The organism is Neobacillus sp. BP17, from assembly GCF_059579525.1.
This window is the reverse complement of sequence record NZ_CM184198.1, coordinates 2793038-2805258: the sequence shown is the minus strand read 5'-3', so window position 1 is coordinate 2805258 and position 12221 is coordinate 2793038. Positions and strand designations below refer to the sequence as shown.

General features: G+C 38.2%; 10 protein-coding genes and 1 riboswitch. Of the genes, 4 read left to right on the top strand and 6 right to left on the bottom strand.

Annotation, left to right across the window (positions count from 1 at the left end):
- Positions 1 to 97: 97 nt before the first annotated feature.
- The 3 genes from putP to AC4QJR_RS13575 all read right to left on the bottom strand — a co-directional run bounded on the left by putP (position 98) and on the right by AC4QJR_RS13575 (position 4194).
- Positions 98 to 1561 (bottom strand): sodium/proline symporter PutP, encoded by a 1464-nt coding sequence (gene putP, locus AC4QJR_RS13585; protein ID WP_496526541.1) that lies wholly within the window; start codon positions 1559 to 1561, stop codon positions 98 to 100.
- Between the two features lie 119 nt (positions 1562 to 1680).
- Positions 1681 to 3249 carry an L-glutamate gamma-semialdehyde dehydrogenase gene (gene pruA, locus AC4QJR_RS13580; protein ID WP_496526540.1) on the bottom strand — a complete coding sequence of 523 codons (1569 nt, stop codon included), beginning with the start codon at positions 3247 to 3249 and terminating at the stop codon, positions 1681 to 1683.
- Between the two features lie 30 nt (positions 3250 to 3279).
- The gene (locus tag AC4QJR_RS13575) at positions 3280 to 4194 is read right to left on the bottom strand and encodes a proline dehydrogenase family protein (protein ID WP_496526539.1); all 915 of its coding nucleotides are present in this window, start codon (positions 4192 to 4194) and stop codon (positions 3280 to 3282) included.
- Between the two features lie 354 nt (positions 4195 to 4548).
- Between AC4QJR_RS13575 and AC4QJR_RS13570 the strand changes: the two genes are divergently transcribed.
- Positions 4549 to 4977 (top strand): hypothetical protein, encoded by a 429-nt coding sequence (locus AC4QJR_RS13570; protein ID WP_251460024.1) that lies wholly within the window; start codon positions 4549 to 4551, stop codon positions 4975 to 4977.
- Between the two features lie 35 nt (positions 4978 to 5012).
- Positions 5013 to 5882 carry a nuclease-related domain-containing protein gene (locus AC4QJR_RS13565; protein WP_098574707.1) on the top strand — a complete coding sequence of 290 codons (870 nt, stop codon included), beginning with the start codon at positions 5013 to 5015 and terminating at the stop codon, positions 5880 to 5882.
- Between the two features lie 120 nt (positions 5883 to 6002).
- On the opposite strand, the gene AC4QJR_RS13560 is transcribed toward AC4QJR_RS13565, so the two are convergent.
- Together AC4QJR_RS13560 and AC4QJR_RS13555 are read right to left on the bottom strand one after the other, a co-directional pair.
- The gene (locus AC4QJR_RS13560) at positions 6003 to 7061 is read right to left on the bottom strand and encodes a DUF3231 family protein (RefSeq protein WP_496526538.1); all 1059 of its coding nucleotides are present in this window, start codon (positions 7059 to 7061) and stop codon (positions 6003 to 6005) included.
- A 65-nt stretch (positions 7062 to 7126) separates the two neighbouring features.
- Positions 7127 to 7675, bottom strand: coding sequence for a TetR/AcrR family transcriptional regulator (locus AC4QJR_RS13555; RefSeq protein ID WP_496526537.1), 549 nt, complete (start codon positions 7673 to 7675; stop codon positions 7127 to 7129).
- 173 nt (positions 7676 to 7848) lie between these two features.
- On the opposite strand from AC4QJR_RS13555, the gene AC4QJR_RS13550 reads away from it, so the two are divergent.
- Positions 7849 to 9318, top strand: coding sequence for a DHA2 family efflux MFS transporter permease subunit (locus AC4QJR_RS13550; RefSeq protein WP_496526536.1), 1470 nt, complete (start codon positions 7849 to 7851; stop codon positions 9316 to 9318).
- Positions 9319 to 9641: 323 nt separating this feature from the next.
- Here AC4QJR_RS13550 and AC4QJR_RS13545 read toward each other — a convergent pair whose 3' ends face one another.
- Entirely contained in the window at positions 9642 to 11468 is a 1827-nt protein-coding gene (locus AC4QJR_RS13545) for an APC family permease (protein ID WP_496526535.1), read from the bottom strand.
- Positions 11469 to 11626: 158 nt separating this feature from the next.
- Positions 11627 to 11771: riboswitch (cyclic di-AMP (ydaO/yuaA leader) on the bottom strand.
- Between the two features lie 217 nt (positions 11772 to 11988).
- On the opposite strand from AC4QJR_RS13545, the gene AC4QJR_RS13540 reads away from it, so the two are divergent.
- Positions 11989 to 12162 (top strand): hypothetical protein, encoded by a 174-nt coding sequence (locus tag AC4QJR_RS13540; protein WP_251460032.1) that lies wholly within the window; start codon positions 11989 to 11991, stop codon positions 12160 to 12162.
- Positions 12163 to 12221 lie beyond the last annotated feature (59 nt).

Sequence of the window (12221 nt, the reverse complement as noted above, 5' to 3'; positions counted from 1 at the left end):
TGAACCCGAAACTGAATTCGGGTATCAGCTTTTTTTCACCAACATACACTTTAATCCTATGATCAAATTTTGGCTTTTTGGTCAACGTGTTAAAAGGTTATGCTGAGTGTTTATATTGATCAAATTCTCTTTGTAATTGCTCACTTGGTTCGGGAGTCATTAAGCTGACTATCCAGATGGCTGCCAAACCGACAATAAATCCTGGGATAATTTCGTATAAATTGTTTTTTAATACGGGTACACTGGCCCATATGATGACCGTTATGGCACCGCCAACCATTCCGGCAAGAGCACCCCATCTGTTCATCCGTTTCCAGTATAGGCTCATCAGAATAACTGGCCCAAACGAAGCTCCAAAGCCAGCCCAAGCGTATCCGACCAGCGATAAAATGGTTCCATTTTTATCAAAGGCTATGACTACAGCAATGACCGAAACAACTAGCACAGAGAGTCTGCTGATCATCATGAGTTCTTTATCTGTTGCTGAGCGGCGGAAGAACGTCTTATACACATCCTCGGTCAGCGAACTTGCGGTCACAAGAAGCTGGGATGAGATCGTACTCATTACAGCTGCTAATAATGCAGCCAGTAAAAACCCAGTAATTAATGGATGAAATAAAATGCGGCTTAGTTCAATAAAGACGGTCTCAGGATCTGCTAATGTGAGTCCCTGTTTAGTATAAAAGGCCAAACCAATAAAACCGGTAAACATCGCACCACCAACCGAAAAAATCATCCAACCCATACCAATTTGTCTAGCTTTTTTAATTTCTTTCACGGACGAAATCGCCATAAAGCGGACAATAATATGAGGCTGGCCAAAGTAACCCAACCCCCACGCCATCAAGGAAACAATGCCTAACACGGTAGTACCTTTAAAAATATCAAATAACTTCGGATCGATTCCCTTTATTTCCTGAAATGCGGGACCAATGCCGCCGACTTCCATGATCGTTACAATTGGGACCAAAATAAGTGCAGTAACCATAATTAAACCTTGTACAAAATCGGTCCAGCTTACGGCCAAAAAGCCGCCAAATAAAGTATATGCAATTACGACAGCAGCGATAATCCATAGCCCAGCCTGGTAATGCAGATTAAAGGTTGATTCAAACAGAACCCCGCCTGAAACCATTCCCGAAGATACATAGAAAGTAAAAAAGACAATAATGATGAGTCCAGAGGTCAAACGAAGCAGATTTGAACCATCTGCAAAACGATTCTCCAGGAACGCAGGAATGGTCATCGAATTGTTGGCGTTCTCTGTATAGGTTCTTAACTGCGGTGCTACATAAAGCCAGTTTATATAGGCCCCTATGGTTAAACCAATGGCGATCCATGAGGCACTCAACCCTTGAGAAAACATGGCCCCAGGAAGACCCATAAGCAGCCAGCCGCTCATATCAGATGCCCCTGCACTTAGCGCTGTGACAGCTGGGCCCAGCCCTCTTCCACCTAACATATAATCTTCAAGATTAGACGTACGTTTGTATGCAAAATAACCAATAATCAGCATACCTGCCATATAAATACCGATAGAAATTAGAATCTGTATATTCAAAGCCCATCCCCCATTCTGTTTTTGAATCCTATGAAGCGCTTACAATAAAATTTTAAACACGATTGGTTTTGGGAGAGTTCCCCCCTCTTGATGAGGAGGGTTCCCCGTATCTACTATTATTAAAGTTTTCTAGATTTCAGTTTAGCTTGAGTAAATAATAACAAGTAATCGTATCCACCAGCTTTTGAATCAGTCCCTGACATGTTGAATCCGCCAAATGGATGGGCACCAACTAATGCACCCGTACACTTTTTATTAATGTAAAGATTTCCACAATGCATGTTTTCAAGGGCATACTGAATTCGTCCCTCATTTTGCGAGTGATAAGCACCTGTTAATCCATAATCGGTATCATTATAGATCTCAATCGCTTCCTGCCAGTCTGCTGCTTTCGCAAGGGCAAGGACAGGACCAAAGATTTCCTCCTGCATGATCCGGGCTTTTGGCTGAACATCCGCAATAACGGTTGGTTCAATGTAGAAGCCGTTCCCCTCTGCTCTAGAGCCGCCTGTAAGCAATCGGCCTTCTGTTTTACCAATTTCGATATAGCCCATGATTTTATCCACTGATTTTTGGTCGATTACTGGTCCAACCGCATAGTTCTCTTCAGGAAGTCCAATGGTTAGATTTTTCGTTAATTCGGTTACTTTCTCAACGACTTCATCATAAACCGATTCCACAATAATCGCTCGAGAACCAGCAGAACATTTTTGTCCTTGGAAGCCAAAAGCGGAAGCGACAATCGCCGCTGCGGCTGCATCTAAGTCGGCTGTTTCATCTACAACCACTCCGTCTTTACCGCCCATCTCAGCAATGACACGCTTTAACCACAATTGCCCTGGCTGAACCTTTGACGCTCTTTCATTAATACGGCAGCCTACAGCCCGTGAGCCTGTAAAAGAGATAAAACGCGTGCTTGGATGCTCAACCAAATACTCACCTACATCAATTCCATCACCTGGCAAATAGTTGAGCACGCCTGAAGGAAGACCCACCTCTTCCATTAATTCCACAAATTTGGCTGCAATCACAGGAGTAGCATCCGCTGGTTTCAAAATAACCGTATTTCCTGAGACAATGGCTGCGACAGTGGTTCCCGCCATAATCGCCAATGGGAAGTTAAACGGAGAAATAACAATCCCAACACCAAGTGGAATATACGAAATTTGATTGTCTTCTCCTTCGATGTTCACAAGCGGTTGATGCATGCTTGTCTCGCCTAGGCGGATCATTTCTCTTGCATAGAATTCCATAAAATCGATGGCTTCGGCTGTATCAGCATCTGCTTCAACCCAGTTCTTCCCTGATTCAAGGACAAGGTACGAAGAAAACTCATGCTTGCGTTGTCTCATTAAAGCTGCGGCATTGAATAGATATTCCGCACGCTCTGCGGGAGCTACCTTTTTCCAAGATTCAAAGGTTTTCAACGCTTCCTGCATCGCTTTTTCAGCTAATTCTTTATTCCCTTTGCTTACCGACCCGATGACTTCATCCACATTTCCTGGATTAGTAGAAATGGTTTGTTCCTCAGTAACTAGCTTTTCATTGCCGATTACCAGCGGGTACTTCCTGCCTAGTTCTGTTTTCACTTTCGCAAGGGCAGCATACATTAATTGCTTATTTTCCTCGAGAGAAAAATTCGTAAAAGGCTCATTTTTAAATGGTGCATGTTGTGTTACAGTTGTCATAATTTTTCGACTCCTTTTTATGTAAAATTGTTATTTTAATAGATTTTTGAGAACAAACCATACATTAGCAGGTCTTTCTGCTAACCTTCTCATAAAATAACCAAACCAGTCCACCCCGTAAGGGACATAAACTCGGACATTAAACCCTTCTTTTACAAGCTTAGCTTGAATATCCTCACAAATCCCATAAAGCATTTGGAACTCAAATTGCTCTTTAGCTATTCGGTATTCATTTACTAACGTTTTTGTATATTCAATCATCGCTGCATCATGGGTTGCTACCGCTGTATAGTTCCCATTTAATAAATGCTGCTTAATAATCTTTTTAAAATTCTCATCGACATCTTTCTTCTCTGGAAAAGCAACCGTTGGCGACTCTTTATATGCTCCTTTTACGAGACGCAGGTTTGCGTTCAATTGATTTAAGTCGGCAATATCCTGTTCTGTTCTAAAAAGGTAGGCTTGAATAACAAGTCCGACATTGTCATATTCCTTCCGAAGCTCTTTATAAATATCCAAGGAAATTTGACAATGATCAAAATCTTCCATATCGATTCTTACAAAATTTTGATGCAGCTTTGCCCTATTAAGAATTTTACGCATATTCTTCATACATAACTCTCTGCTAATATCAAGGCCAAGCGATGTCATTTTAAGTGAAAGATTGGACTTGACCCCTGCTTCTGCAATCGCATCGAGGGTTTGAATGCACATGGCCGTTGATTCCTGCGCCTCTTCTTCTGTATAAACAAATTCCCCAAGATGGTCTAAAGTGACCATTTTCCCATCACGATTCAACTTTTTCACGGAATCGATGGCGGTTTGGATCGTTTCCCCTGCCACAAATCGTCCAGCGCCAAAGCGCAAACCGTATTTTTTTGCTAGTTTGTTAGCTGAGGTATTCTTCCCAAGTGATTGAAACATATTTCTCATTAATAATTCCATTGCTTCAAACCTCCTTCATAGAATGAACAAAAATGTCTATCATGAAATTTCTTAACACAATCTTATAACACTTTGTACAAAAGTGTCTATATTTTTTTGTAATTTAAACAAAGTTGTTAACTTGTTAATCCGAATATACGCGTTGTTTAATATTTTTTGAACAACATTGTAAGAAAATCAGACATAGTTTTTCTCTATTAATAACAATCTATAAAACTTACTACTAATTTACTGGAGGTTTTCTTTGAAAAATGCGATAGGAAAAAAGTCTAAAGGAAAATTGATGGATTTACTTTCCACTTGCATTTCTTAAAAATAAAAAGTAAAGAGTTGGAAAGGACGTGTTCAGATACGATGCTTTATATACGAGATATTGAGAAAATCATTGAACATACATTGCTAGAGCATAAATTAACGATTGAGTATGAAATTAGCAATACCCTGCCCGCCCCGATGAGTTTTAACGTTTCTACTAATATGATTAAATTTAACTATTTAAAAATTAATGGATATATAGCAAATATTAACTTTAAAATTAAAGAAACAGACGAAGATTGTGTTAAAATTATCCTATATCATCAGCTCGGTTATTATTTGGATTTTAAGAAAAACAAACATGATTTAAGGATCATTAAATATGGCGAGGATGATGAAAAAGCACAGCTTCTAACATTAATAGAAACGAATGCTTGGGAATATGGCAGGACTTTGGTTCCTGAGAGACTATTAAATTCCTATGATAAAGTCCGTCAATTAGACAAAATGCTGATAAAAAGCTACTAATAAAATATATGATCTGATAAATAAGGAGAAAATCAATGATTTGGTTAATTATTTCCACGTTACTAGCTGCCTCTGTCGCATGGTTAACTTATATCGTAAAAAAGGAAAAGGCTAAACAAAAAGAAATGAGAAACGACCATTTCCAAGAGCTAGAGGCTCTCAAAGAAATTCAAAGAGCCTCGATGGAAACGGCAGCAACGAAGTACGATGAGAAGATTATGAGTATGAGCGAAGCTTACCAACGTGAAATTGAGAAACTTGTGATCGAAAATGAAGAAATCCGGAAAAATTATAATAACCAAGGAGAAATCGTCACCCATCAGATACTAGAAAATTTCAAATCCGATTTAATTCGAAAAAAAATCCTTCCACCAGATGAAATGATTATCATGCCGAACATTTATATACCCGATGGAAACGGTAATACTCGGCAGATTGATCACCTTGTCCTATTATCAACTGGTATCTATGTTATAGAAACCAAATACTGGAAAGGTCACATTGTTCTGGGATTAACAAGAAATAACAGCCAGAGATTTTCTTTTTTATCAGATATAATAGATAGCGAGAAAGAGGAAACACTGATATTCGGAAAATCGGTGTCAGGAGAATTAACAGTAAAAACGTGTGAAAATCCAATCAGCCAGGTTCAACAGACGGCCTTCATCTTATCCAATTATTTAGAAAGTCAAGATATAACCTCATGGATTAACACCCTTGTATTCTTTAATTACGATGTAAAAGAGCTTCACGATTGGTCGGATAACAGCATAGTACATCGGGTGGCCAACAAAGAGCAGTTACATCAGTTTTTTATCAATGAGCTTACGTCCAAAAATAGAATTTATGGTGCTTTTCAGCTTAATACGATCAAGCATCTGATCGAAAACGCGAATTACCATTGAGATGCCCGTAAAAAAGGAGAACACCTTCGCTTCTTACCGAAGAGTGTTCTCCTTTACAATCAAATATCGATGAAATAGCGTTTTAATATTTTCAGGCTTCCTGTTCATGATCAATGTATTTCATTCCTCCAAAGCCCGTTCAAATGCTTTCGGGGGTGATTCCAACCACTCTTTTTGAATCAAGATATTCATACCATCATCAACAAATGCCCCAATGTTGATAAGAGTCCTAATATACAACATATCGATATCTCTTCTTGCCGTCACAGCCAATGAGTTTCCAAATGCCCTTACCTTCATAGCGAACATATCCACTTTATGAAACAACATGATTTTATCGGAAAAAGGTGGATAAGTAGATGTGGTAACCAAATGGTCTAGGTAGTCAGGTGAATGGATACTTTCAACATGAAGTTTTTCCTTATACTGTTTTACAGCTTTATCCGTCATTTCTAGACCTCTTTTAAACAACGCCCTTATCTTGTCATCTTGAACGGTTTGATGAAAGCCCAATAATAAGGCCATACTTGTAGCATTATTCTCGATATTATCCCAAAGATGAATGATTTCTAGAGCTTGTAATGGCCGGACATCTCCAAAAAAACCATTTAAGAAACTTTGTTTATCAATTTTTTCAATTCCATCTGGTGTCGGGATGGTGGGAGGTTTGGCAATAAATTTATTTTCCATTAAAACATTATTAATTTGCCCTAATAGGACAGTCGTGCATTCATTACAATAAATAAAGAACTCTCGTACGTCCTCCCTCATGATTAATGGAAGGGCCACGGCGTAAAGACTCATCCCTGCCTTAGAAGCATATTTTAAATAGTGAACATAAAATTCATCTTGGTATAAACGAGGGGCACCTAGATTGACATCATCTTTTGTAAATCCAATAGGGATGGGGAAATTCTCCTTTTTAAAAAACGCTTCGATCCTCTGCATGAAATCTTTGGATAATGCTAAGCCATTTTCTAATAGCACCCGAATATCTTCTTCTTCACAATGATGCAGAAAATAACTTAAAATTTGAATGGACATACTGTTTCCCATATATGTAGCCCAAAGTTTTCCTAATTCAAATGCCGTAAAAGGCTGGGTCTCATCTGAAATTTTTGGATTTATATTTAATGCTTTCATTACATTCATTGGATTTAATTCCTTATCCGTGGTCATCACTAATCCCCTTTTCCCGCATTTTGCTTATCTTTTCCATAGGGATAGAATTTAATTCCAACAAATCATTGCGCTCTGTACATCAAAAATATTTGATCCGCGATATAATCTGAACTAAAGTGGAGCCCCTTTTTGATCCACCACATGATGATGCCTACCAATGAGGCTGTTTTAATATCAATCGCTACATAATCCTCTGGTATGTCCCTTTCGGTGTTCTCTCTTCTTGTCCCTACTACTTGTTTTAATAATAAAAACAATTCCTCCTCGAACTGATTCATATTAAATAAAATAAGTAAATAATTTCGATGGTTATATAAATAATCAAGCAATTGGGTTAGCTGTTGTTTCTCTGATAATTCTTTTGCATGTATTAATGGAACAAATTTATCAGATAACTCATTTAACATCTTATCAGTGATTTGCGATAGTAAATCCTGAATATCCTGAAAATGTAAATAAAACGTGGTTCGGTTTAATCCTGCTTTCGCCGCGACTTTCTGAACCGTTAAATTTGAAATAGTGGAGTCCTCGCTTAAAAGTGAAAAGACAGCCTTTTTAAACATTTCCTTTGAACGAATGGTGCGCGGATCTTCTTTTTTTGATATAGACATTTTTAAACTCCTTTATAGATTTTCCTTAGACTTTCACAACAGTGTATAGACTCTTTGTCGATTAGTATACATTTCGAATAAAACTGTTCATGGTCATGGACTTAATTTCTTGTTACTATGAATTTTATCGACACATTGTTGCGAATTCAAGTTTAGAATAAAGGGGTAAAAAAATGAATAATGAAATAACAGAAAGTAATAAAAAAATCTTACTCATTGTAATGATTGCCGGCTGTTTTTTATCGACGTTAAATCAAACGTTATTAAACGTGGCATTGAGCAGTTTCATGAACGTTTTTCATGTAACACCAGCCACTGTTCAATGGTTGTCTACAGGATTTATGCTAGTAAACGGTGTTTTAGTGCCAATTACCGCGTTTTTAATGAAACGTTTTACAACAAGGCAGCTATTTATTAGTTCAATGTTCTTTTTGTTGATTGGCACGATCATCTGTGCCTGCGCAATGAATTTTGGCATTCTGTTAACAGGAAGAATGATTCAAGCTGTAGGTGCAGGAATTATTATGCCGCTCATGATGACGGTCATTTTATATTTATATCCTGCTGAAAAGCGTGGAAGTATTATGGGGACCATTGGTTTTGCCATCATTTTTGCTCCCGCTATTGCGCCAACATTATCTGGGTTTATCATTGAATATGTTTCATGGAGATGGCTATTTATTGGGTTAACTCCATTTGTATTCATTGCCATTCTTCTTTCATTTAAATATTTAATGAATGTTGCCGAAACAACAAAAGCAAAATTAGATGTGGCAAGTGTCATTTTATCAACGATTGGCTTTGGCTGTATTTTGTATGGATTTAGCAGCGCAGGCAGCAAGGGATGGAGTCATCCCCTTGTCATTTCAACCATCGTCGTCGGAATCATAGTTACGGCTTTATTCTGTATACGCCAAATGAAATCTAAAGATCCCTTATTAAATTTATCCGTATTTAAGTATAAAATTTTCACGCTGACATCGTTCATCAATATCCTAAATACGATGATTATGTATGCAGATTTAATTCTTTTACCCATTTATTTGCAGAATGGACGTGGATTTACAGCTTTTGAGGCTGGGTTGCTTTTATTGCCTGGGGCAATCATTAATGCCTTCCTATCCCCTGTCACGGGTAGAATGTATGATAAATACGGTGCTAAACCACTCTTTATTATAGGCTTAGTATTTATGATTATTTCCATGTGGGGAGTCATTGATTTAACCGAATCCACTACTTATATGTATTTATTGTTTCGCACAGTCATTTTAAGAATTGGATTAAGTTTCATTTCCATGCCATTAAATACAGCAGGATTGAATGCTTTACCAAGAGAATTGGGTTCACACGGTTCAGCCGTTAACAATACGATTCGCCAATTGGCTGGTGCGATTGGCACAGCCGTTGTCGTTACAGTGTATACGATTCAAGCAAAATCACACGCCACCGAGCTCGTAATGGAAAATGGAGGCATGACAAAGATGCAGCTCTCAAAATTAGCATCTATATATGGTGCAGGTGATGCCTATACATTTATGCTAGTCTTAGGATTTGTGGCGCTCATCGTGGCATGTTTTATGCCTAAGAAAGCCGCGATTCAAGTTAGTGGACTCCAAAAAACAGTCATGCAAAAAAGCCAATAGGAGAATTCAAATACAATCACCTGAGAAATTTTATAGACATACAATATCTATAAATCAACAGAAAGTAGTGATTGAATGCCTGTTGTTATAACCGGAATGGATAGTACCATCTATCAAGGCTTTCCTCCTCCCCTTTTTGGGGAATGGGGTCTGCCTATTATGGGGAGCCCTCCTCATAATTACTATCTAATTGGACATACCAAATATTATATAAGCCCCGGAGCAGTACCTGTTTTTCCCTATTGGGCTCCGTTTCGCTATTACACCGTGTAACAGCGAAATTACGAAGCCTTTTTAAGAGCCCTAAAAAACGATGCCTATTCTTATTTTTTTAAATGGAAAGGAACCGTAGTGATAATCACGTTTCTCCGAAACAGCAAGTAGGCACGAATGAGTAAGCTTGATTGATTATGAAGAATATTGTGCCAGCCTTTCTTCGGGATAAATTGCGGAATGATTACGGTCACTCGGTAGTTCGCTTCACTCGCCTTATGTTCGATCGTATCCACAAATTTGGTAAGAGGATTAATGATACTTCTATAATGCGAGTGGAGCGTCACGAGTCTTACATCCGGCTGCCACTTCTTCCACTTTTCTTCAAAGTTCTTTTCATCGTCTCTTTCAAAGGAAACATATACAGCAATGATATGTTCTTGAGAAAGTGATTTAGCATAGTTTATCGAATTCGCCACCACATTGGTCATACCGGCCACAGGAACGATTAGTACATTTCCTTCAATTGGCATCAAAGGTTCACAAGTAGTCAGGCTAAGTTGTTCCCCAACTGCTTCATAATGTTTTCTAATGCGGTAGAAAACAAATAGAATCATAGGTAAAAAGACTAGTACTGGCCATACTTGAGTAAATTTAGTTAAAAAGAACATCATGGTGACAATGAAGCTAATCATTGCCCCTATTGTGTTAATGAATAGTTTGGGAAGCCAGCCCTGTGGCCTCTCGCGAATCCATTTAACGATCATGCCCGTTTGGGATAAGGTAAATGGAATAAACACTCCGACAGCATAAAGCGGGATCAGATGCTCTGTTTCAGCTTGAAAAGCAATAATTAATAGGATGGACGAGATGGCAAGCATGATAATGCCATTTGAGTACCCCAATCGGTCTCCTCTAATTAGGAACATCCTTGGTATAAACTTATCTTTGGCAAGATTAACTGCCAGCAATGGGAATGCAGAATAACCAGTGTTTGCCGCCAGGATTAAGATTAATGCTGTCGTACCTTGAATAAAATAGTACATGACATTCCGACCGAAAGTTTCCTCTGCAATCTGTGATACCACCGTTACCTCTGCCCTCGGAGTAATCCCATAATAGTAAGCTAAATAAATAATCCCTGAAAATAATAAGCCAAGCAACACACCCATCATCATTAACGTTTTAGAAGCATTATTTGGTGCCGGATTTTTGAAATTAGGTATGGCGTTGGATATCGCCTCAACCCCAGTTAAGGCGGAACTTCCCGAAGCAAACGCCCTCAAGAGAATAAACAAACTGATTCCTGCTACTGGTGTACCAATTGGGTGATGTAATTCAGGCGAAACTCCTCCTGATAAAATATGATAAAAACCTACACCGATTAAAATGAATAACGCTAAAACGAACAAGTACACGGGATAGGCTAATATGGATGCAGACTCCGTAACACCGCGTAAATTTAAAATGGTAATCAAAATCACGAAAACAATGGCAATCTCAACATTAAATGGATGCAAGGCAGGAAACGCAGAAGTGATAGCGTCCGTACCTGCAGACACACTTACCGCAACCGTTAAGATGTAATCTACCAAAAGGGAGCCCCCGGCGATTAAACCGGGATTTACACCTAAGTTGTTTTTTGAAACCACATAGGCCCCCCCGCCGTGTGGATACGCAAAGATGATTTGCCGATATGACAGAATAAGGGCTGTTAAAAGGATTAATACACCCACGGCGATTGGAATAGAATACCAAAATGCGGTTGCCCCTAGAGTAACTAAAACAATCAGTATTTGTTCAGGACCATAGGCCACGGACGAGAGTGCATCGGATGAAAGGATCGCCAAGGCTTTGGTTTTGTTAAGTTTCTGTTCTCCTAATTCGTTGGACTTTAACGGACGTCCAATTAAAAACCTTTTTAATACAGAAATCATTTATTTTTCGCCCCTAATAGTTTAAAAGATTAATATTGCCCTTTTACAATGTGAATACCTCAAAATGAGTTCTAACTTTACATAAATAAAAAAAGTGCCTACAAGTCATAGTAAATAGACCTGTAGACACATCATTTTTCTCGTGTCACAAGTTCCACCTTCCTTCTCATATAACGCTTACGAGGTTAGCTGTCGGATTCGGACCTTTGAGTAGCCCTACCTTGAAAGGATTCACCCCTTGGGATAAGTAATATCCCACAAAAATGGTTCCCCCGTACCTATTGGTTTCAGCGATTTAGAAATTTGAAACTGTGTTTATATTACTCCTATGTTCAGCGAATGTAAATGAATTTTTTTCCAAGATCTTTACACTCCATAAAACGGAAATGTTAGGACCGTATTTAACCTATATAGAAAAACATTAAAAAAAATAAGTGAAAACGCTCACAAATAATTGTGGTAATCGCTTACATAATCGTATATAATTATATTAAAATTACAACTTGTGAGGTGACACAGCATGAAAGAATATATTTTTCTTCTAGAAGAACCTGTTGGTACGAGAGAAATAAAAATTTTAGCATCAGGAATGATGGATGCCTTCAAAAAGGCAAAAGAATTTCAAAAAAATATTGTCCATGAGACGAAATCAAAGGTCAATATGATGCTAAAGGGTGTTAGATATACCGATTAACCTTGTAAAAATATATTGAGAGGAAAAATCCTAACCTATATGTTCTTATTAAGATTAAT